The organism is Streptomyces pratensis (assembly GCF_037137275.1).
In the GTDB taxonomy this organism is placed as follows: Bacteria; Actinomycetota; Actinomycetes; order Streptomycetales; family Streptomycetaceae; genus Streptomyces; species Streptomyces pratensis_B.
This window is the reverse complement of record NZ_JBBBEN010000079.1, coordinates 54,647-75,412: the sequence shown is the minus strand read 5'-3', so window position 1 is coordinate 75,412 and position 20,766 is coordinate 54,647. Positions and strand designations below refer to the sequence as shown.

Here is a 20,766-nt window from a genome sequence, read left to right as displayed (position 1 = left end):
GGGCGCTGGGGACCACTGCCCCCAGCGAACCAGTGACCGGCCGCTTCCGCATCCCGCGCGGCGCACGCGGGGCGGCGGGGGCGATCAGGCGGACTGCCTGCCCAGCCGCTGCCGGAGCGCGCGCAGTCGGGGATGGCGGGCGTGCGCCTCGGCCGAGCGCCGGTCCAGCTCCTCCCCGAGCCGCCTGGCGCGCTCCTCGATGTCGAGCTCGGCCAGGATTCGGTCGATCTCGGCGAGCAGGGCTCCGTGCAGCTGCCACTGCCGCGGATGCTCCTGGACGTCCTCCAGCAGCAGGTCCGCCACCTGGTCGCGGGTGGTGCGGCTGCGGGCGAGCGCGTCGGACAGCCGCTCCTCCGCCTCTTCCGCGTCGGCGGCCAGCTGGGTGGTGACCAGTACCGCGAAGCTCTCGATGGCCTCGGCGAGCCGGGCGAAGAGCTCCCGGAGCAGGTCCGCCACATCGGCCGGGAACAGCGACTCCTCCGTGCGGGCCTTCGCCAGATCGGTGACGGTGCGGTTCAGCACGCGCAGCACGACCGCGCAGATCTCCAGGGTGTCGAGCCCGGAGCGCAGAACGACCCGGTGCAGCAGCCCTTGTCTCACCCTGGGGTTGAGGGTGAGACTCTCCTCCGCCTGCCGCAGGGACGCGTCCACCTCGACGATGTCGTGGTCGAGCCTGCGGGCCTCGTGCAGCCGTGCCGCGGCCCGGGGCACGGGGTTGCTGCCCACCACCTCCTCGCCCATGCTGCGGAGCATCGTCCCCATGCGCAAGGCCAGCGACTCGATGGAGGAGCCCGCCGATCTGACCCAGACCGGCGGGGCGAAGACCAGGTTGAACAGCAGGCCCACCACGGCTCCGATCAGCGTCTCCCACACCCGGTCCCACGCGGTGTCGGCGACCTGGGAGACGCCGAGGACGAGCATGGCGCTGATCGCCACCTCGGGCACGAACTCGTTGACCCGCACCACGCGCCCGATCAGGAGTGCGGTGAAGATGGTGAGGCCCAGACTCCACCACGTCAGTCCGACCAGGGAGCTGAAGGCGCTGGCGATGAGGACGCCGACGATCACGGAGTTCACCCGGCGGATGCCGGTGGTGAGGGTGGCGTAGAGGGTGACCTGCACGACCAGGAGCGCGGTGAGGGGCGCGGTCAGCGGAGCAGGTTCCGGCAGGGCCCAGACGGCTGTCGAGTAGGCGATGACGGCCGCCGCGGTGGAACGCAGGGTCTGGACGCCTGCGGGTTCGGTGGTGCGCTGCACGAGCTTGACGACGGGGGCGGAAACTCGGGGCATTCCTAGACCGTGCCCGATTTCGGGCGTCGTAGCTCTCCTCCGCCGGCCATGCGTCCGTACGGCCCTGCGGCGGGTGGGCCGCGGACGGGGTGCGGGGGCGGCCGACCGGGGGGACGCTGGACGTATGGCTGTCTCAGCGAACACTCCAGGACTCAACCCTCCCAGTGAGACCCCGCCCGCCGAGGGGTCCATCAGCGAACCGCACGAGGAGCGGCCCGACGGCGGCCTCTGGGAGCACCCGGGCGTCTGGACCGCGCTGATCGTGGTGGGCGCTCTGATGGTGGCCGGGTTCTTCCTCGCCCGGGTCTTCGGCCTCGGATGAGCCCCCGGGCCCCGGCCTCGGCGCGGCGGATCACCGACGCTCTGCTGGAGGAGTGCGGGCGGACGTATGCGCAGGAGGCGGGAATCCGGCTGCGGGACACTCCGCAGCCCCTGTACCAGCTCCTGGTGCTGAGTCATCTGCTGAGCGCCCGTATCCGCGCCTCGGTCGCCGTGGCGGCCGCACGGACGTTGTTCGCGCACGGTATGCGCACCCCGCGTCGGATGGCCGACGCGACCTGGCAGCAGCGGGTCGATGCGCTGGGCGAGGGCGGCTACCGTCGCTACGACGAGCGGACCGCCACGCAGCTCGGGGAGGGGGCGCACCTGGTCCTCGACGCCTGGGGCGGTGACCTGCGCCGGCTCCGCCGGGAGGCGGACGGCGACACCGCGGTGCTGCGCTCCGGGCTCCAGCGCGTCCCGGGCGTGGGGCCCGCCGGCGCCGACATCTTCGTACGCGAGGTGCAGGAGGTCTGGCCGGAGACAGGCCCCTGGGTCGGCGAGAAGGGCCTGCGGGGGGCCGAGCGGCTCGGCCTGCCCGCCTCCCCCGACGCCCTGGCCGACGCGGCCCGGGGCCGGGACCGGGCGGTGTTCGCCGCGGCCCTGGTGCGGGCGGCGCTCGACCAGGACGTCGTCGACGCGGTCAGGGAGGCGGCGCGGGCCCGGTGAACGTGGCCGGCGCCGCCCTCGGGGGCGCCCGTCCCGGCGGGACCGCGGGGGTCTACAGCAACGGGTCCTCGCCCTCCTCCTCGGGGCCCCCTCCCTCCACGCGCAGGGCGAGATCCTGGAGGACGTCGGCAGAGGACACGTCCGTCTGCCCGGAGTCGTGCACCTGCGCCAGCATCGTGAACGCGAGGGTGAACGCGCTCACCAGCTGCTCGACCGCGCCGCCCACCTCACGTCCGACGACGGTCACCACGTCCTCGACGGAGAAGTCGTCGGGGATGGCGATGTGCGGCATCGTCTCGTTCAGCAGGGCGGTGACCGCGCCCGCCCCCGCGTCCAGGTCTTCCCGTTCGAGGTCCGCCTCCAGCAGGCGCTGCATCTCCCGCGCCTCTGTGAGGATGCCGATCACGCGCTTCACGACTTCCCGTTGCTCCATGGGCGCGAGCATAGGGCGTGCGACCCGCTCGCAACGTCCGGTCGAGTTGACTCGCGCTCACTTGTCTCGGTGTTTTCGCTCGGAGAAAGGGCAGGTCCACGGAGCGCGGCCCCCGGGGAGCCGGCCGCCGGGCTCTCCACCCGGGGCTGTGGCGGAGCCGGTGAGGTTCCTCGTCCGCTCCCGGCCGGTGAACCGATGAGGGCTCCCCCGCACCCGCCCTCCCGGGCTTCGTGTCCGGTACGGCGACGTCCGAGAGGCCGCCGGTGCGCCGCCGGGGGGCTCAGCGCGGCGGAAGCCTCCTGCGGGAGCGGTTCTCCAGCATGGCCCGCCGGATTCCGGCCGCGGTCGCGCGGGCGTGCGCCGGGGTCGCGGTGTGGTCGGCGACCGAGGTGACGAAGCGGTGCAGGGGCTGCCGGCAGCGGGTGCACGGGGTGTCGGTGGTGAGCAGGTAGCCGTCCTCGCACTGCGAGTCGGTGCACGAGCCGGGCCGCAGCAGCTGCTCGGCGATGTCCTGGGCGCTCCAGCGGCGGCGGCCGTCCTCGTCCTTCTCGTTGAGCGCGTGGGCCCAGCGCAGGTTCCAGCGGCGCTCGATGCGCTCGCGGAGCAGGCCGGCGCTGCGGGTGGCGAGCTCCTGGTGGATGAGGTCGTGGACCGTGCTCGGCACCCGGCCTCCGAGGGCCTGGAGGAGCTGAGGCGGCAGGGCCTGGAGGACGTAGCCCGGCGGGTTGCTCTTGGCGTTCTCCCGCCAGCGGTCGCAGGCGCAGGAGCCGTCGGGCCTCTTCTGGGCGTGGCAGCGGCCGCACAGTCCTCTGCACTCGGCGCACAGCCCGCCGTCGAGCCCGTCCAGGTGGGGCGCGGGCGCCCGGCCGCACGCGTGACAGCAGGCGGCGCACGGCCCGCAGAGCCGTTCGTTGCCCGCCTTGGTGGTCCAGGTCCGCATCTGGCATCGGCAGCAGAGGCCGGTGTTGCAGTACTCGTGGTGGGCGGCGCCCGAGTGCCGGCCGGGGGGCGGGAAAGACATCTGCCCATTGTGCGCGATCCACGGACCCCGCGTGGACGGCTACGCCCGTGCGGGCCGCGCGCGGGCGGAGCCGTTCTCAGGGGTGCAGGCCGGCCACCAGCTCCGCGGTGGCGTCGACGCCGTCGTGGATGGTCGGGGCCATGCTCGTGCCGGCGAGGAAGAAGCCGAGGAGGGCGCAGACCACGGCGTGCGAGACCTTCAGCCCTCCGTTGCGCAGGAAGATGATCGCGAGGATCAGCAGGAACAGCACCAGTGAGATCGAGATGACCATGGCCAACCTCCTCCGCCGCCGCGCCGGATCTGCGGCATTCGGCCGCCAGTCTCGCGGAGCGGAGGAGCCGTTCGGCGCACTGGCGTGTCCGCCGAACGGGTACTCCACGGCAGAGGTGTGTCACGCGGACGAGGTGGCGTCCGCGCGCGTGCGCAGGAAGTGTTCGAGCCCCGGCAGGTCGTCGGTGTTGAGGTGGTCGACCCCGGCGGCGAGCAGTTCGTTCCAGACGGCTTCGCGTTCGGGGCCGGGCCGGTCGGGCGTGGCCCAGAAGCGGATGCGGCGGCCTTCGTGGTGGGCGGCGGCGACGAGGGAGCGGAGCCGGTCGCGCTCGGCCGGGGGGATGGGGCCCGCACCGCGCCAGCCGAAGGTGTGCGTCCAGTTCGCGCTGACGAGCGGGGCGAAGGAGGACTCGGCGGCGGTGCCGAGGTCGTCGAGGCGGCCGTCGTAGAACGCGTACCGGGTGCGCTGGGCCTCCATGGGCGCTCGGGCGGCGCGGTCGCCGGAGATGACGGGGGTGACGGCCCCGGGGTGGACGCGGCCGTGGTGGTAGCGGGTGAGAATCCGGCGGTGGGCCCACAGCTGCCGGTGCACCTCGCGGTAGGCGGCGACGCCGTCCGCCTTGATGTCGATGAGGAGTTGCAGCGAGCCGTGACGGTGCGGGAGGACGCTGCCGCGGCCCGCGCGGACCAGGGCGGCCAGCGGCTCCAGGTAGAGCGAGGCGAGCGTGCGTGCGGGGTCGAGCGAGGCGGGCTCGTGGGCGACCAGGAGCTCTCCGTCGACGAGGAAGACGTCCGCCTCGACGCTGGTGAATCCGTGATCGAGCGCGTCGAGCAGCGGGCGGGGGTGGAGGTAGTCGTTGTGGGCGTGGGCCTGGCGTAAGGGGCGCGGTCCGCGAGGACGGGCCTTGGCGGGGGACGGGGCCGACGCGGAGGCCGACCCGACGGGGGCGGCGAGGGCCGCGGCGGCGCCGGCGAGGACGACCGTGAGCGCGCGGCGGCGGGTGGGACGGGTCATACGGGGCTCCCTGAGGGGCAGGCGGGCGGGGCGGGCGGTCGCGACGAGTATGGGGTCACGAGAACCCGATCGGGGCAGGTACCTGACAAGCCTTCTGCGATGTTCACGCCCCGGTCACCTCCGAGGGCCGAAGCGCCCGGCCTGTGGGCCCCGCTTCCCCGGTCGCCCTCGGCTCCCCGCGTCCGGGCTGAGGGGTCCTCGCCTCCCGGAGCACGCGGGCCTGACGCCACCCCGCGGCGGGGCGCCGTGGAACAACGCCCGCCGGGGCGGGGGGCCGGCCGTTAGGCTCGCACGCATGCTGAGACTCGGAATCCCTGTCATCGGTGTCACGGACATCCCCCGCGCGGAGGCCTTCTGGACCGCGGCTTTGGACTTGGTCGCCACCGAGGAGTGGAAGAGCGAAACCTGGCGGACGCTCGATCACCCCGACGGCTCCGGCCGGGCCCTCGGCCTGCTGCGCAGCACCTCCCCGGCCGAGCCGCGACCCCGCCTCCACCTGGACCTCTTCACCGACACGGCCGAGGAACAACAGGCGGAGGTCCGGCGGCTGGTCGGTCTCGGCGCACGCACCGTCGACTGGGACCACTACCCTCCCGAACCGGACTTCGTCGTCCTCGCCGATCCGGACGGCAACGTCTTCTGCGTCGTGGACCTGAGCCGCGCGCCCAGCGGCGGTGACGAGCCCGCCCCCTGACCGGCACGGTCCCGAGGCGGTCGTGCCGGACCGGGCGGGCTCAGCCGCTCGCGGCCGGCGCGTTCCGCGCGCTCCGGTCGCCCCAGCGGACCGTACGGTCGCACCAGCGCTCCAGCAGGACCCGGTCATGGCCGACGGCCAGGAGGGCGGCGCTGGTCTCCGTGCGGTAGCGCTCCACCACGGCGACCAGGGCGGCCGTCGTGGAGGCGTCGAGCATCGCGGTCATCTCGTCGCAGATCAGCAGCTTGGGGCGCAGCACCAGGGCCCGTGCCAGGCAGGCCCGTTGGAGCTGGCCGTCGCTCACCGCGTGCGGGCGGCGGTCCAGCAGCTCGTCGGAGAGGCCGACCAGCGGGGCCAGCTCCGCCACCCGCGCCGGGACGTCCCGGCGGCGGCCGGTGGCCCGCAGCGGCTGGGCGATCAGTTCGCGCAGGCTGAGCCGGGGGTCGGCGGAGAGGCGGGGCTGCTGGAAGACGACGCCGACGGCCGTGCGCTGCTCCTGCGGGGCGCGGTGCCGCCAGCCGCGTATCACCGTGCCGTCGAGGGACATGGTTCCGGAGTCCGGACGGTGCAGCAGGGCGGCGACCCTGGCCAGGGTCGACTTGCCGCAGCCGCTGGGGCCGAGGAGCCCGACCGCCTCTCCCGTCGCGATGTGCAGGGAGACCTCGCGGACGACGGGATCGCGGCGGTCGTATCCCGCGGTGATCCGGGTCAGCTCAAGCATCGGCGGCTTCCTTGAGGGGCTGCGTGCGGTCCGCCGGCGCGTGGTGGCAGGCCAGCTCCGCCGCGAAGGCCGGACGCTCGCGGGTGCAGCGGGCGTCGGCGGACGGGCAGCGGGCGGCGAAGGCGCAGCCCGGGGGCAGCGCGCCGAGCTCGGGCGGCATGCCGGGGATCGGGACGAAGGCCCGTTCCGGCAGGGCGTCCAGCAGGCCCCTGGCATACGGGTGGCGGGGGCCGGGCGCGCCGAAGAAGGGCGCGGCGTCGGCGATCTCGACGATGCGTCCCGCGTACATGACGGCGACCCGGTCGGCGATGCGTTCGGCGGCTGTCAGGTCGTGGGTGATGATCAGCAGCCCCCGCCCCTCGTCGGTGTGGCGGCGCAGCTCGTCGACGGTGCGCCCGACGAGGTCCCGGTCGAGCCCGGTGGTCGGCTCGTCGGCGAGGAGCAGCGGGGCGTCGCCGATCAGGGCGAGAGCGGTGGCGGCGCGCTGGGCGAGGCCGCCGGACAACTCGTGCGGGTAGCGGTCGAGGTGGCCCTCGGGGAACGAGGCACGGGCCGCGGCCGCCACGGCCGCCTTCCGCAGGGCGCTCGTCCGTGCTCCGGTCAGCTCGCGCAGCGTCTCCTCCAGCTGGGCCCGGACGGTGCGCACGGCCGTCAGGTGGGCGGCGGGGCTCTGCGGTACGAGACCGATGCGCCTGCCCCGCACGGTGCGTGCGAGGGTGCGCTCCCCGGCGGTCAGAAGGTCCGTGTCCCCGCCGAGCACGGCGCTGCCGGTCGTCGCGGCATTGGCCGGCAGCAACCCGAGCAGCGCGGAGGCCAGGACGGACTTGCCGCAGCCGCTCTCCCCCACCAGGGCCAGGCACTCCCCCGGGGCGACAGAGAATCGTGCTTCGCTGACGGCCGCGATGTCCCGGCCGCCGCGCATCCGGAACCGTACGGAGAGGTTCTCCACGGCGAGGACGGGGGACGCCTGGCCGGGGGCGGCGAGTTCGTGGGCGTCGGTCACAGCATCAGCTCCGATTTCCGGCGCGGGTTGATCCGGTCGCGCCAGGCTCCGGCGAGGCCGGCCAGCGCGAGGGTCGGGACGATCAGGAAGAGGCCGGGGAACAGCGTCGGCCACCAGTCCCCGGCGAGCAGCGAACCGCGCGCGGACTGGACCAGGTTGCCGAGGCTCGCCTGGTGGGCCGGGAGCCCGAGCCCGAGGAAGGACAGCGCGGACTCGTGCCACATGGCGTGCGGCACCATGAGCACCGCCGCCAGCCCGGCCTGCGGCAGCACGCCGGGCAGCAGGTGTCTCGCGATGACCCGGCCGCGGGAGGCGCCGCCGGAGACGGCCGCGTCGATGAACGGGCGCGAGCGCAGGGACAGCACCTCCGAGCGGACGATCCGGGCGGTGGACAGCCAGTGCGTCAGGGCGACCGAGACGATCACGGGCCAGACGCCGGGCCGGAACATCGCGACGATGAAGATGCCGAGGAGCAGATGCGGCACGGAGGACAGGGTGTCCACGAGGCGCATCACGATCCGGTCCGGCCACCCGCCGAAGGCTCCGGCGAGCGCGCCGATCGCGGTGCCGATCACGGTCGCGGTGAGGGCGGCGACCAGGCCGACGAGCAGCGAGACCCGCAGCCCGTAGACGCAGCGCAGCAGGAGGTCGCGCCCGACGTCGTCGGTGCCGAAGGGGTGCGCCAGGGACGGCGGGTGCAGCTTGTTCGACAGGTCGACGGCCTGCTGGTCGAGCTGGGCCAGCGGCGGGACGACCAGCACGGCGAGCAGGACGGCGACGACGATCGCGGCGGAGGTGACGACCCGGACGCGGCGGGTGGTGCGGCCCGGCAGGGCGAGGGAGGCGTCAGCCATCGAAGGCCACCCGGGGGTCGGCGAGTCCGTACAGCAGGTCGGAGAGCAGGTTGCCCAGCAGCACGGCGGCCGTGGCCAGCACGGTGAGCGCGGCCAGCAGGGAGAAGTCGACGGAGGTGGCTGCCTCCACGGTGGCGGCGGCGATGCCGGGCCAGCTGAACACCGTCTCCACGAGGAGCGCGCCGGTGATGAGTTCGGGGACGCGGGAACCGATCAGGGTGAGCATCGGCAGCATCCCGGAGCGCAGGGCGTGGCCCAGGAGCACGGTGCGTTCGCTCAGCCCGCGGGCGCGGGCCCCTCGGACGGGGTCCTCCGCCAGGGCGTCGGCGACCCCCTGGCGTACGTAGAGGAAGAACCAGGGCAGCTGGGAGACGCCGAGGACGGCGGCGGGCAGCACCAGGTGGGAGGCGACCTGCCCGAACGTGACGGTGTCGCTGCCGGCGTCGGTCAGCCCGCCGGCCGGCAGGACGTCCAGCTTCAGGGCGAAGAACCAGATGGCGAGCAGGCCGAGCCAGAACGCGGGGGCCGCCTCCAGGGTGTAGGCGGCGGAGCTGACGCACCGGTCGAGCCAGCCGCCGGGGCGGCGGGCGGCGAGGACGCCGAGCCCGGTGCCGAGGAGGATCGCGATGACGAACGCGGTGACGGCGAGCAGGGCGGACCAGCCCATGCGTTCGGTGATGACGTCGGCGACGGGCTGGCGCATCAGGCTGGACTCACCGAGGTCGCCCCGGAGCGCCGAGGTCAGCCAGTCCCACCAGCGGGCGACCAGCGGCTGGTCGACGCCGAGGTTGGCCCGCAGTTGGTCGAGGTTCTCCTGCGACGCGGTGAGACCGGCGGTGCCCGCATACGCCTTGACCGGGTCGAAGGGGGACGCGGCGGCGACGGCGAAGACGCCGAAGGTGACGAGGCCGAGGACGGGGACGGCGAACAGGGCCCGCCGTCCCGCCATCCGCGCCATCGGCCCCCAGGGGAGGCGGTGGCTCACTTGCCCGCGCCTCCGGTCTTCCACTTCTCCACGTTCCACCAGGGGCCGGAGGCCAGCCCGTGGTCGTGCGGCTCGATCTGGGTGGTGAGCTCGCCGAAGCGGTCGTCCACGACGTAGAGGTGGTCGATGTGGGTGAGGAAGGTGTAACCGGGGTTCTTCACCAGCTCGCGCTGGACGGTGTCGTACGCCTTCTTCCGTTCGGCCTTGTCGCCGCTGCGGCGTCCCGCCTCGATGGCGGCGTCGACGGCCTTGTTGTCGTACCAGGCCATGTTGTTGAACCCGTCGCCCGCCAGGGAGGACTTCAGCAGGGTGTACTGGTCGAAGTCGGGGTCGGCGGGTGAGCCGCCGCCCGCGAGGACGGCGTCGTGCTTCATCCGGGGCTCGATGACCTCCCACGTCCCGGCCTCGACGGTGATGTCGATGCCGGCCCTCTTGGCGTCGGAGGCGTAGGCGAGGGCGTGCTCCTGGCGGAGCTTGTCACCGGTGAGGTACCAGAGCGGGAAGGCGGCGCGGACGCCGTCCTTGACCCGCACGCCGTCCTCTCCCGTCTTCCACCCGGCTGCGTCGAGGATCTTCTTCGCCGCGGCGAGGTCGTGGCGGCGCTCTGTGCCCTCGGCGAACCACTCGCTGTCGGTGGGGACGGGGCCGTAGGCGGGCTTGCCGCTGCCGTTGAGGATGGCCTCGACCATGGTCTCGCGGTCGACGGCGACGTCGAGGGCGCGGCGCACGGCCGTGTCGCCGGCGACCTTGTTGCCGGTGGGCAGGGTCACCGTGCGGTAGTCGTACGTCGTGGCGGCGTACGTCGTACGGTTGTCGTCGTCGGCGAAGCCCTGGGCGAGGTTGGGCGGCAGGATGGCGCCGTCGAGTTCGCCGGAACGCAGCCGGGTGGCGCGCACGTCGTCGTCCTTGATGATCGCCATGGTGAACTTCTTCACCTCGGGTTCCCCGCCCCAGTAGTGCGGGTTGGCGGTGAAACTGAGCTTCTCGCCCTTGGACCACTGGGTGAGGACGTAGGGCCCGGTGCCGATGGGGCGGGTGGTGAAGGCCCCGGTGTTGACGTCCTGCTCGCCGGCGATGTGCTCGGGGGCGATGGGCAGGACGGTGCGCTGGGCGAACGGCGCGTAGGGGTACTTGAGGGTGAAGACGACCGTGTGGTCCCCCTGGGCCGTGACGTCCTCGACGGCGTCCAGCTCGGTGCGGGAGGCGTTGTTCGTCTTCTCGTCGAGGATGGTGCGGTAGGTGAAGACGACGTCCTTCGCGCCGAACGCCTTGCCGTCGCTGAACTTCACGCCCTGGCGGAGTCTGTACGTGTACGTCAAGCCGTCGTCGCTGATCTCGGGAAGTTCGGCGGCGAGGGCGGGGCGGAGCTGCATGTCCGCGTCCAGGGCGAGCAGTCCGTCGAAGATCTTGGAGTTGCCGTCCTTGCCGTAGCCGAGCAGCGGGCTGAGGCTGTCGGGCTCGTAGGCGATGCCGACGACGGCCGAGGCCGACCCGCCATCGGAGCCGCCCTGGGAACTGTCCGGATGGGAGCAGGCTGCCGCGGTCAGGGTGAGCGCGGTCACCAGCGTGGCGGCGACCGCCCGCCGTATCGATCGGGCCGTCATACTCTGCACATCCCTGTTCAAGATCGACTGTTGTTGCGAACAACGTGCAATTAAACAGCACAGAAAAGACGTGGGACACCCCGCCTCGACGGGCGAGACGGGGTGTCCGGTGCGGGGCGGTGGGGCGAGGCCGGGAGATCCGCGACGGAACGGGCGGCTGCGGCAGCGATCCGGCGGTGCGGCGGGCCGGGCCCGGCGGTGGGCCGAAGCCCGGCCCGGCGCGGTTACGGAGCCGGAAGCTCCGTCAGCGCCGCGACGGCCTCGCGATGGCTGCCCGCCGTGCCGTAGGCGATCGAGGCCGCTTTGGCGCGCTTGAGGTACAGGTGCGCCGGGTGCTCCCAGGTCATCCCGATGCCGCCGTGCAGCTGTACGCACTCCTCCGCTGCGTGGACGGCCACGCCGGAGCAGTAGGCCTGGGCCACCGCGACGGCCAGCGGGGCGTCGGGGCGGTCGGCGGCCAGGGAGTCGGCGGCGTTGCGGGCGGCGGCGCGGGCCGAGACGACCTCCAGCCAGAGCTGGGCCATCCGGTGTTTGAGCGCCTGGAACGATCCGAGGGGGCGGTTGAACTGGTGCCGCTCGCGGGTGTGGCGGACCGTCTCGGTCAGGCACCACTCGGCGAGGCCGAGCTGTTCCGAGGCCAGCAGCCCGGCTCCGGCGAGCAGTCCGCGCCGCACGGCGGCGGCGCTCGCGTCCGGCCCGGCGAGGAGCGTCCCGGCCGCGCCGGCCAGTGCGAGGTCGGCGAGCGGGCGGGTCAGGTCGAGCGGGACGAGGGGCTCGACGGTGACGGCGGGGTCCGACGCCTCGACCGCGTACAGCCCCCGGTCCGTCGGGACCAGCAGCACGTCGGCCGCGGCCGCTTCGCCCACGCCCCGCACCGCGCCCTCCAGCGAGGTCGTGGCCCCCGCCGCGCCCGCTGGCCCGGTGCCGAACGGCACGGCGAGCACGGCGGTCCGGCGGCCGGAGGCCAGGTCGCCCAGGAGCGCGACGGCGGGCCCGTCCTCCCGGCCCAGTTCGAGCAGGGTCTCGGTGGCCACGACGGAGCTGGTCAGGTACGGCGCGGGGGCCACGCTGCGGCCCAGCTCCTCCAGGACCACGGCGGCCTCACGGTGCGATGCTCCCTGGCCGCCGAACCTCTCCGGCACAAGGAGCCCGGCGGCGCCGATGTCCGCGGCGAGCGCCTCCCACAGCCGCGGGTCGTACGGGGTGGCCGACTCCGTCGCCGCGATCACCGTGGGCGCGTCGGCGCGGTCGGCGAGGAGGGCGCGCACGGCGGAGCGCAGGTCCTCCTCGTCCTGCGAGTAGAGCAGGTCCGGGGTGGCGGTGGGCCGGGCGGGCGCGGTCATCGGTTCAGGTCCTTCCAGGCGACGTCCTTGTCACTGCGGGGTTCGACGGGCAGGCCGAGGACGCGCTCGGCGACGATGTTCAGCAGTACCTCGCTGGTGCCGCCCTCGATGGAGTTGCCCTTGGAGCGCAGATAGCGGTAGCCGGCGTCGCGTCCGGTGAAGTCGACCAGCTCCGGGCGGCGCATGCTCCAGTCGCCGTAGAGCAGGCCCTCGTCCCCGAGGAGTTCCACTTCCAGGCCGCTGATCTCCTGGTTGAGGCGGGCGAAGGCGAGCTTCAACCCCGAGCCTTCCGGGCCGGGCTGCCCGACGGCGAGCTGCTGGCGCAGCCGCTCGCCGGTGAGCCGGGCGACCTCGGCCTCCACCCAGAGGGTCAGCAGTCGCTGGTGGGTGTCGTGGGTGCGCAGTTCGGGCCGTTCGCGCCAGGTCCGCGAGACCGGGCCGATCATGCCGCCCTCGCGCGGGCGGCTGGAGCCTCCGATGGAGACCCGTTCGTTCATCAGGGTGGTCCGGGCGACCTTCCAGCCCTCGCCGACGGGCCCGAGACGTCTGCTGTCCGGGATGCGCACCCCGGTGAGGAAGACCTCGTTGAACTCGGCCTCGCCGGTGATCTGGCGCAGCGGCCGGACCTCCACCCCCGGGTCGGTCATGTCGCAGACGAAGTAGGTGATGCCGCGGTGTTTGGGAAGGTCCGGGTCGGTGCGGGCGATCAGGATCGCCCAACGGGCCACATGGGCGCTGGACGTCCAGACCTTCTGCCCGTCGACGATCCAGTCGCCGTCCTCGCCGCGGACCGCCCGGGTGGCGAGGGCCGCGAGGTCGGAGCCGGCGCCCGGTTCGCTGAACAGCTGGCACCACACCTCCTCGCCGAGCCACAGGGGGCGCAGGAAGCGCCGCTTCTGCTCGTCGGCGCCGAAGTCCAGCAGGGTGGGCGCGGCCATGCCGAGACCGATGCCGATGCGCCGCGGGTCGTTGTCGGGCGCGTGGGCCTCCGCGAGTTCGGCGTCGACGACCTGCTGGAGGGAGCGGGGCGCGTCGAGGCCGCCGAGACCCACCGGGTAGTGGACCCAGGCCAGTCCGGCGTCGAAGCGGGCCGCCAGGAAGTCGGCGCGGGCGGTGGCGGCGGGCGGGTGCTCCGCGAGCAGCTCACGGGTGCGGCGGCGGACCTCGGCAGCGTCGACGACGGGGCTCATCGGGCGCCTCCGGGCAGCACGACGATCCGGCCGGTGCTGGTGCCGTCGGCGACGCGCTGGACCGCCTTCGCGGCGTCGGCCATCGCGACCCGGTCGCTGATCAGGGGCTTGACGGCGCCCCGGGCGGCCAGCTCGGTCAGCTCGTCGTGGCAGGCGCGGACGGCGGCCGGGTCCTTGGTGTTGTAGAGGCCCCAGTGCAGTCCGAGGACGGAGTAGTTCTTCACCAGGGCGTGGTTGAGGGCCGGGGTGGGGATGACTCCGCTGGCGAAGCCGACGACCACGACGCGACCCTCGAAGGCGATGCATTTGACGGACTTGGCGTACGCGTCGCCGCCGACCGGGTCGTAGACGACGTCGGCGCCGCGCCCGCCGGTGGCTTCCTTCACCGCGGCGACGATGTCCTCGCTCCGCCGGTCGACGACCAGGTCGCAGCCGAGCTCGCGGGCGACGGCCGCCTTCTCCGGTCCGCCGACGACGCCGATGACCTTCGCGCCCGCCGCCCTGCCGAGCTGCACGGCGGCGCTGCCGACGCCGCCGGCCGCCGCGTGGACGAGGAGGGTCTCGCCGGGCTGGAGGCGGGCGCGGCGGTGCAGGCCGAACCAGCCGGTCTGGTAGCCGATGTGCAGCGCGGCGGCCTCGGCGTCGTCGAGCGCGTCGGGAGCGGGCAGCAGCGCCGCCTCGTCCGCGACGACGTACTCGGCGAAGCCGCCGTGGGGCAGGGCGGGCGTGGCCAGGACCCGCCGCCCGTCCTCGGTGACTCCGCACACCTCGACGCCCGGGGTGAACGGGAGCGGCGGCCGCACCTGGTACTGGCCCCGGCAGAGCAGGGCGTCGGGGAAGTTGACGCTCGCCGCCCGGACCTCGACGCGTACCTGCCCGTCGCCGGGCGTGGGCCCGGGCGTCTCCTCCAACCGCATCACCTGGCCGGGCTCGCCGTTCCGGTGCACTCGCCATGCCTGCATGAGGGGCCTCCACAACGCTGTCGGCGTCAACCGCTGCCGCGGTCGGCATTACCACTGTCGCGCCGCATACTAAGCGGTTGCTTGCCCGCCTGGGAACACCTCCACCCGGTCTGTGCCCGACTGCTCAGCCGCGCTTCGGCTTGGCCCGCACGTGCATGCGCTCACCCTGCGGCCCGAACAGGCTGAGGAACTCCACCGGCTTGTCCTCCGCCGGTCCGAACCAGTGCGGCAGCCGGGTGTCGAACTCGGCGGCCTCGCCCGGCCCCAGCACCAGGTCGTGTTCGGCCAGCAGCAGCCGCAGTTTCCCGGAGAGCACGAACAGCCACTCGTACCCCTCGTGCGTGCGCTGCTGCGGGGGGTCGCCGCCGGGCTCCTGGATCATCTTGTACGCCTGGAGCCCGCCCGGCCGGGCGGTCAGCGGCAGCATGGTCCGGCCGTGCTGCACGATCGGCTTGGCCCGCACCCGCGGGTCGCCGACCGGCGGGGCGCCCACGAGGTCGTCGAGCGGCACCTCGTGGGCGCGGGCGATGGGGAGTATCAGCTCAAGGCTGGGCCGGCGGCCGCCGGACTCCAGCCGGGAGAGGGTGGAGACGGAGATTCCGGTGGCGGCCGAGAGCGCGGAGAGGGTGACCCCCCGCTCCTTGCGCAGGCGGCGCAGCCGGGGGCCGACCCCGGAGAGCACGGCCTCCAGTTCCGGGTCGTCCCGGTCGTGTTCTTTCATACGGACAGTGCAGAATCAGCAAGCCGGTTTGTCAATACGCCCTCTGCGAGGAGAGGGGCGGAGGTCAGTGGGCGAGGACCTCGAAGGTGACCGCGGGCCGACCGCCGAACCGCTCGGATGCGGACTGGGCCAGGTCCGTCAGCAAGGTCCGGCAGTACCGCTCCGGGTCCTCGGCCGTCAGCGCCTCGATATAGGTGCGGTGCTCCAGCAGCGATCGGACCGAGCGTTCGAAGCCCGCCGTCGCGTCGACCGCGTGGGTGGGCCGGTCGCTCCCGGCCACCGCGGTCCAGCGCACTCCGTGCCACGGCTGGAGGCCCTGCCGGAGGAGTTCGGGGAAGATCCAGCGGTTGCCCGCGTCGGCCACCGCGTCCAGCGCGGCCCGGCCGACCGCCCGGTGGTCGGGGGTGTTCCAGGCGGTCTGGCCCCAGGTGTCCCGGTGGTTGAGGGTGACCACCAGTTCGGGGCGGTGACGGCGGATGGCCGCGGCGATGTCGCGGCGCAGGTCGAGGCCGTACTCGATCACGCCGTCGCGGTGGTCCAGGAACTCCACCGTGCGCACACCGACCACGGCGGCGCCCGCCCGCTGCTCCCGCTCGCGCACCGGAGCGCACTCCTCTGGCGGCAGGGTGTCGATCCCGGCCTCGCCCCGGCTGGCCAGGAGGTAGGCGACCTCGCGGCCGCCGTCGGTCCAGGCGGCCACGGCTGCGGCCGTCCCGTACTCCAGATCGTCGGGGTGGGCGACCACCGCCAGGGCGCGCCGCCAGTCGGTGGGCAGGGGTTCGAGTCGCTGCGTCATGTCCGCAGGCTACCCAGGCGCCCCGTGACGCGCGGTGGACATCGCTCCGGCGGCGCGACGGACGGCCCCGGGGCGTCCGGACCGTCCGGCGTGCGAGGCTGGAGAAGGTGGCGGTCATCGCGCACCTTGTCCCCGCTTTCGGGCAGGAGAAGCCGCAGCCCCCTCCGCCACCCCGGTGAACGAAAGGAACCCACTCGTGACCAGCACCGCATCCCTCACCCCCGCCCAGGTCGCCGCCCGCCTGGAGGAGTTCACCGTCATCGACGTGCGCGGTCCCGGCGAGTACGCCGGCGGCCATGTGCCCGGCGCGCTGAACATCCCGCTCGACAAGCTGCCCGACGCGTTGCCCGCGCTCAAGTCCGCTTCGGCGCGCGGTTCGCTGCTGGTGGTGTGCGCCTCCGGGGTCCGTTCGACACGGGCGTGCGAGATCCTCGCGGGCGCGGACATCGAGGCCGTGACCCTGACCGGCGGCACCTCGGCCTGGGAGAGCGACGGCCGCGGTCTGGACCGCCCCGACGGAGCCCCCGCCGCCTGGCCCATGGAGCGCCAGGTACGGTTCGCGGCGGGTTCACTGGTGGTGGCCGGCCTGGTGGCGGGCGTCCGCTTCCCCGCGGCGCGCTGGCTCTCCGCCGGAGTCGGCGCGGGCCTGGTGTTCTCCGCGGTCACCGACACCTGCCAGATGGCCGCCGCCCTCGCGAAGCTGCCGCACAACCGGGCTCCCCGCTCCGCGGGCGACCTGGACGCCACGCTGGAGGCCCTCCAGCGCTGAGCCGTCCGGGGCCGCCCGGCGGCCGGACGGTCCCGGACGGCCCACGGGTCAGGCTTCGCCCCTGACCAGGGCCAGCAGCCGGTCCAGCACCCTGGGGCCGCCCGCGCGCACCCCGTCGTGCTCGTACTCGTTCGTCACCCAGGTGCGCAGGCCCGAGATCGCCGCCGCCGTGCGCAACGCGTGCTCGGTGTCGACGTACATGTCGTCGTGGTAGACGGCCGCCGCGACGGGGACCTCGTTGGCGGCGAGCCTGACGGGGTCGTACAGCACCGGCCAGTCCGTGCGCCGCGCGAGCAGTTCGGCGGTTTCGCGCAGCGGGCGCAGCGCCGGGTCGACGTCGAAGTGCCAGGGGTGGATGGTCTCACCCGTGAACAGGAGCGGCGCCCCGCCCGTCTGCGCGGCCGCCGCGTCGAACTGCGGGAACTCGGCCCGTACGCGTTCTGCGGACCAGTCGGTCGCGCGCTCGCCCTGGCCGTAGATGGCCTCGTGCAGCAGGGCGTACAGCGGGTGCCCGGCAAACGAGGTGGCGTTGCGCAGGGCCTCCTGGAAGGCGTCGGAGAGCTGGGGGCCGCGGGGTGTGCGGACGAAGGCGTTCTCCAGCAGGTAGTGGAGCTGGTGGCTGCCGTTGCCGCTGCCGAGCATGATGCCCAGCGACTGGAAGACCTCGGGCGTCAGCCGATGGCCGGCGCTCTCGGGCTGGTGCTCGGCCAGGTACGCGGCGATGGAGCGGGCGCGCTCGACGTCCTGCGGGTAGCGCGCGTAGTGAGCGGCGACCTTCCGTTCGACCCGCGGGTACGCGGCCCGGTAGACGTCGTCCGCGTGCGCGTCCAACGAGGGCAGACCGCCGGTGATCAGCACCGCCTTCAGCCCTTGGGGCGCGGCCGAGAGGTAGCGGACCGCGCAGAAGCCCCCGAAGGACTGGCCCAGGACCGTCCAGGGGGCGCCGCCGGTGAGCCGGGGCCGGATCAGCTCGCAGTCCCGGACGATGGAGTCGGAGCGGAAGTGGGCCAGGTAGCCCGCCTGTTCGCGCGGGCCGCCGCGCAGCGGGAGGGTCTGCCGGTTGGCCGGGGTGGACAGACCGGTCCCGCGCTGGTCCAGGAGGAGCACCCGGTAGTCGCGCAGCGCGCGTCCGAGCCAGGCCTCCGTGCCGACGAACCGACGCGCGCCGAATCCGGGGCCGCCCTCCAGGTAGACCAGCCAGGGCAGTTCCTCGGCGGCGCGGGAGGCCGCCACCGCCTCCCGTCCGTAGACCTCGATCTGCTCGCCGCCGGGGTCACCGTGGTCGAGGGGGACGGTGAAACGCCGGTCGGTGAGGACGACGCCGGGCTGCCGGTAACTGTGCACGAGGACTCCTGAATCCGGGGGTCCGGTTCTGATCCAGACGAAAGGCCCAGTTCAGCACATGGGCCGGCCGAGCGGGGCGGAAGGGGGCCGTCGGCGGCGGCCGCGCCCAGCCGTGGCCCGTCGCTCCCGGCGCTTCCGTCCTCCCGCACCGCCCCGGCGCGACGCGCCCTCCTGGGCGGTCTCCTCGGGCAAAGCCGTCTTCGCGCGGGCGCTCCGGCCCGGCGGCGCCCCTTCGCCGTCCGCCCCCTGTTGACAGGGGCCCGCTTCCGCATCCGCGTCTCGGTGCCCGGCGGGCGGTGCGGCACCGGCTTCGACGTACGGGAAGAGGCGGCGGGGAAGCACGGGCCGGCCGACGCCCGGCGGTCCGGCCCGGCCGCGGGCCGCGTCGGGCCGGACGCCGGGGGCGCGCGAACTGCCTGGGGCTCGGGAGCAACCCTCCTTCCCCGGCCGTCGTCTTGATCCCTGACAGGACGGTTCGCCGCGCCGACGCGCGGCGTTCACCCCCACACATGCCGGGCCTGCACGACCGGTCAGCTATACACCTGACGTATACACCACGCGTATAGAGGTTCGGGGCGGCCCGGCGCCGCGCGGAAGGCATCCCATGCAGACCAAGGCACTGGCGCCCGAGTACCAGGGCGCTCTGACCAAGATGTCGGTGAACGCTTCCCTCACCGATGTGCTGGCCGAGGGCGTACGCCATCTCCAGCAGGCCGAACGTTCCGGGTCCCGCGAGGAGGTGGCGCGTGCCGGGCTCGCCGTCGCCGAGGCGCACCGCCGCCTGGGACAGGTGGCCCAGGCGGACCGGGCGTGGAAGGCCAGCTACCGGGCAGCCCGGTCCGCCGGGAGCACCGGAGCGATGGCCTGGGCGCTGTGGAGCGGCGGCACGCTGGCCCGGCAGCGCGGTGCGCTGCGCCTCGCGTTCCGCCTGCTCCGGCTCGCGGCGGAGCTGGGACGGCAGAGCGGTGACGTGGTGGCACGCGGCTACTCCCTGGCCGGTCTCGCCGAGACGGGCCGGATTCAGGGCGACTACGCGACGGTCGCGACGCTGCACGAACAACTGCTGGCCGAGGCCCGCGCCCGCGGCGAGGCCCGGCACACGGTCTGGGCGCTGGAGGGCATAGCGCAGATCCACCGCAACACCGGCTCCCTGGACACCGCGCTGGAGATGTTCGAGGAGGCGGCGGGTCTGGCCGGCGACGCCGACGACCGCCGGGGGCGGGCCTGGGCCCTGCGCGGCATGGCCGACATCCTCTCCCTCCGGGACGGGCAGACGGAGCGGGCGCTCGGCCTGCTCGCGGAGGCCGAGGTCACCTGCCGTGCGATGAACCTCTCCAGCGCACTGGCGTACAACCACAAGATGCGGGCCAACGTGCTGTTCAGGGCCGGGCGTTACGAGGAGGCCCGGGAGGTCTACGAGCAGGCGCTCGGGGAGTTCCGGGCGATGACGGAGCCCCGGGGCGAGGCGCTGGCCTCGCTGGGCCTGGTCAAGGCACGGGCCAGGCTCGGGCGGGACCGCGACGCCACCGCGGCCGACCTGGACGAACTGCGCGGCCGGCTGAGCCGGATCGGGCTGCTCAACGCCCGGGAGATGGTCGAGCGGGCCTACGTCGAGCTGGGCGTGGAGCCGGTCGCGGCCGGCGAGGGGGCAGAGACGCGATGACGCTCTCCACGACCCGCCAGGCGAGCGCGCCGCAGATACTGGACCGGTGCCGTGAGCTGGTCCGGCCGGCGCTGGTGGAGTCGGTGAGCCGACTGCATCCCTGGCACGCGGAGACGGCGGCGTTCTCCCTGGGCTGGAGCGGCGCGAGCGGCGAGCCGGCGCCCGGATCGCAGGGCAAGGGCGTGCGCCAGGCCCTGGCGGTGCTCGGCGCGGAGGCCGCGGGCGGCAGCGGAGCCGACGCGGTCGGCGGCGCGGTCGCCGTCGAGCTGATCCACACCTTCTCCCTGATCCACGACGACATCATGGACGGTGACGAGACGCGTCGGCGCCGCCCGGCCCTCTGGAAGGCGTACGGCACCGGCCCCGCGGTCCTCGCTGGGGACGCGATGTTCGCGCTGGCCGTCTCGACGCTCGCGGAGGCCCCCGGGCCCGGCGGTGCGGCGGCCGTGCGGCGGATGGCGGGCGCGCTGGGGGACCTGGTGCGCGGTCAGGCGCAGGACCTGCTTTTCGAGTCCCGGCCGTGGACCGGGCCCGAGGCGGTCCTGCCGCGGGAGTACCGGACGATGGCCACCCACAAGACGGGCTCCCTGCTCGGCTGCGCCGCGGCTCTGGGCGCGGTGTTGGCGGGCGCTCCTCCGAGCACCGCGCAAGCCCTGGACCGGGCCGGCCGGCACCTGGGCGTGGCGTTCCAGGCGGTGGACGATCTGCTGGGGATCTGGGGCGACCCGCAGGTCACCGGCAAGCCGGTGCACAGCGATCTGCGGCGGCTCAAGAAGACGTACCCGGTGCTGGCCGCCCTGACCGCCGACCACCCGGCGGCCCGGCGGCTGGAGGCCCTGCTCACCGCCGAGGAGCCGCTCGACGACGCGGCGGCGCGCCGGGCGGCCGAGTTGACCGACGCCGCCGGGGGGCGGCGGGCCGTGGTCGCCGAGGCCCGCGAGCACCTGGCGTCGGCCCGTGCCTGTCTGGACCGGGCCCCCCTGGCCGAGGGGGCGCGGGGGGACCTGCTCACCCTGATCCCGTACCTGGTCGACCGCACCGCCTGATCCGGGGCCGTCCACCGCGAGGAGCCGGTGGGCGGCCCGCTCCCCGGGGCGGCGT

At 74.1% G+C, this 20,766-nt stretch carries 22 protein-coding genes; 6 read left to right on the top strand and 16 right to left on the bottom strand.

Translation table 11 applies throughout. The annotated features are described in order from the left end of the window. Positions 1–84: 84 nt before the first annotated feature. The gene (locus V9U70_RS10000) at positions 85–1,290 is read right to left on the bottom strand and encodes an aromatic acid exporter family protein (protein ID WP_336674139.1); all 1,206 of its coding nucleotides are present in this window, start codon (positions 1,288–1,290) and stop codon (positions 85–87) included. 124 nt (positions 1,291–1,414) lie between these two features. Here V9U70_RS10000 and V9U70_RS09995 point away from each other — a divergent pair, with 124 nt between their 5' ends. Then, positions 1,415–1,612, top strand: coding sequence for a DUF6480 family protein (locus V9U70_RS09995; RefSeq protein ID WP_336674138.1), 198 nt, complete (start codon positions 1,415–1,417; stop codon positions 1,610–1,612). Continuing rightward, a complete protein-coding gene (locus V9U70_RS09990; protein ID WP_336674137.1) occupies positions 1,609–2,277 on the top strand; it encodes an endonuclease in 669 nt (222 codons plus the stop codon). Before V9U70_RS09995 ends, V9U70_RS09990 begins: the two co-directional genes overlap by 4 nt. A gap of 52 nt (positions 2,278–2,329) precedes the next feature. On the opposite strand, the gene V9U70_RS09985 is transcribed toward V9U70_RS09990, so the two are convergent. From V9U70_RS09985 to V9U70_RS09970, 4 genes are all read right to left on the bottom strand, one after another. Next, positions 2,330–2,722, bottom strand: a complete 393-nt coding sequence (locus V9U70_RS09985) for a hypothetical protein (RefSeq protein ID WP_336674136.1) — start codon at positions 2,720–2,722, stop codon at positions 2,330–2,332. A gap of 268 nt (positions 2,723–2,990) precedes the next feature. Beyond that, positions 2,991–3,731: a hypothetical protein gene (locus tag V9U70_RS09980; protein ID WP_336674135.1), complete on the bottom strand. Its 741-nt coding sequence runs from the start codon at positions 3,729–3,731 to the stop codon at positions 2,991–2,993. Between the two features lie 76 nt (positions 3,732–3,807). Then, complete coding sequence (locus V9U70_RS09975; RefSeq protein WP_336674134.1) at positions 3,808–4,002, bottom strand: hypothetical protein; 195 nt, start codon at positions 4,000–4,002, stop codon at positions 3,808–3,810. A gap of 120 nt (positions 4,003–4,122) precedes the next feature. Then, complete coding sequence (locus V9U70_RS09970) at positions 4,123–5,016, bottom strand: phosphatidylinositol-specific phospholipase C/glycerophosphodiester phosphodiesterase family protein (protein WP_336674133.1); 894 nt, start codon at positions 5,014–5,016, stop codon at positions 4,123–4,125. A 295-nt stretch (positions 5,017–5,311) separates the two neighbouring features. On the opposite strand from V9U70_RS09970, the gene V9U70_RS09965 reads away from it, so the two are divergent. Continuing rightward, positions 5,312–5,710 carry a VOC family protein gene (locus V9U70_RS09965; RefSeq protein WP_336674132.1) on the top strand — a complete coding sequence of 133 codons (399 nt, stop codon included), beginning with the start codon at positions 5,312–5,314 and terminating at the stop codon, positions 5,708–5,710. A 40-nt stretch (positions 5,711–5,750) separates the two neighbouring features. Here V9U70_RS09965 and V9U70_RS09960 read toward each other — a convergent pair whose 3' ends face one another. The 10 genes from V9U70_RS09960 to V9U70_RS09915 form a co-directional block, all read right to left on the bottom strand. Beyond that, positions 5,751–6,431, bottom strand: a complete 681-nt coding sequence (locus V9U70_RS09960) for an ABC transporter ATP-binding protein (protein WP_336674131.1) — start codon at positions 6,429–6,431, stop codon at positions 5,751–5,753. Further along, the gene (locus tag V9U70_RS09955; RefSeq protein ID WP_336674203.1) at positions 6,424–7,353 is read right to left on the bottom strand and encodes an ABC transporter ATP-binding protein; all 930 of its coding nucleotides are present in this window, start codon (positions 7,351–7,353) and stop codon (positions 6,424–6,426) included. Before V9U70_RS09955 ends, V9U70_RS09960 begins: the two co-directional genes overlap by 8 nt. A 77-nt stretch (positions 7,354–7,430) precedes the next feature. Then, complete coding sequence (locus V9U70_RS09950; RefSeq protein WP_336674130.1) at positions 7,431–8,288, bottom strand: ABC transporter permease; 858 nt, start codon at positions 8,286–8,288, stop codon at positions 7,431–7,433. Further along, complete coding sequence (locus V9U70_RS09945; RefSeq protein WP_336674202.1) at positions 8,281–9,246, bottom strand: ABC transporter permease; 966 nt, start codon at positions 9,244–9,246, stop codon at positions 8,281–8,283. Before V9U70_RS09945 ends, V9U70_RS09950 begins: the two co-directional genes overlap by 8 nt. A 23-nt stretch (positions 9,247–9,269) precedes the next feature. After that, a complete protein-coding gene (locus V9U70_RS09940; RefSeq protein WP_336674129.1) occupies positions 9,270–10,877 on the bottom strand; it encodes an ABC transporter substrate-binding protein in 1,608 nt (535 codons plus the stop codon). A 224-nt stretch (positions 10,878–11,101) separates the two neighbouring features. Beyond that, complete coding sequence (locus tag V9U70_RS09935) at positions 11,102–12,220, bottom strand: acyl-CoA dehydrogenase family protein (protein ID WP_336674128.1); 1,119 nt, start codon at positions 12,218–12,220, stop codon at positions 11,102–11,104. Then, positions 12,217–13,410: an acyl-CoA dehydrogenase family protein gene (locus tag V9U70_RS09930; RefSeq protein ID WP_336674127.1), complete on the bottom strand. Its 1,194-nt coding sequence runs from the start codon at positions 13,408–13,410 to the stop codon at positions 12,217–12,219. The genes V9U70_RS09935 and V9U70_RS09930 overlap by 4 nt, the downstream gene beginning before the upstream one ends. Further along, positions 13,407–14,372 (bottom strand): NADPH:quinone oxidoreductase family protein, encoded by a 966-nt coding sequence (locus V9U70_RS09925; protein ID WP_336674126.1) that lies wholly within the window; start codon positions 14,370–14,372, stop codon positions 13,407–13,409. The genes V9U70_RS09930 and V9U70_RS09925 overlap by 4 nt, the downstream gene beginning before the upstream one ends. A 124-nt stretch (positions 14,373–14,496) precedes the next feature. Continuing rightward, positions 14,497–15,093 (bottom strand): helix-turn-helix domain-containing protein, encoded by a 597-nt coding sequence (locus V9U70_RS09920; RefSeq protein WP_336674125.1) that lies wholly within the window; start codon positions 15,091–15,093, stop codon positions 14,497–14,499. 64 nt (positions 15,094–15,157) lie between these two features. Then, positions 15,158–15,889 carry a PIG-L deacetylase family protein gene (locus tag V9U70_RS09915; protein ID WP_336674124.1) on the bottom strand — a complete coding sequence of 244 codons (732 nt, stop codon included), beginning with the start codon at positions 15,887–15,889 and terminating at the stop codon, positions 15,158–15,160. 196 nt (positions 15,890–16,085) lie between these two features. On the opposite strand from V9U70_RS09915, the gene V9U70_RS09910 reads away from it, so the two are divergent. After that, on the top strand, positions 16,086–16,658 hold the full coding sequence (locus tag V9U70_RS09910) for a rhodanese-like domain-containing protein (RefSeq protein ID WP_336674123.1): 573 nt from the start codon (positions 16,086–16,088) through the stop codon (positions 16,656–16,658). A 48-nt stretch (positions 16,659–16,706) separates the two neighbouring features. Here V9U70_RS09910 and V9U70_RS09905 read toward each other — a convergent pair whose 3' ends face one another. Further along, positions 16,707–18,002 carry an alpha/beta fold hydrolase gene (locus tag V9U70_RS09905; RefSeq protein WP_336674122.1) on the bottom strand — a complete coding sequence of 432 codons (1,296 nt, stop codon included), beginning with the start codon at positions 18,000–18,002 and terminating at the stop codon, positions 16,707–16,709. A 604-nt stretch (positions 18,003–18,606) separates the two neighbouring features. On the opposite strand from V9U70_RS09905, the gene V9U70_RS09900 reads away from it, so the two are divergent. Then, positions 18,607–19,665: a tetratricopeptide repeat protein gene (locus V9U70_RS09900; protein WP_336674121.1), complete on the top strand. Its 1,059-nt coding sequence runs from the start codon at positions 18,607–18,609 to the stop codon at positions 19,663–19,665. Continuing rightward, positions 19,662–20,711 (top strand): polyprenyl synthetase family protein, encoded by a 1,050-nt coding sequence (locus tag V9U70_RS09895; RefSeq protein WP_336674120.1) that lies wholly within the window; start codon positions 19,662–19,664, stop codon positions 20,709–20,711. Before V9U70_RS09900 ends, V9U70_RS09895 begins: the two co-directional genes overlap by 4 nt. The last annotated feature ends 55 nt before the right edge of the window (positions 20,712–20,766 follow it).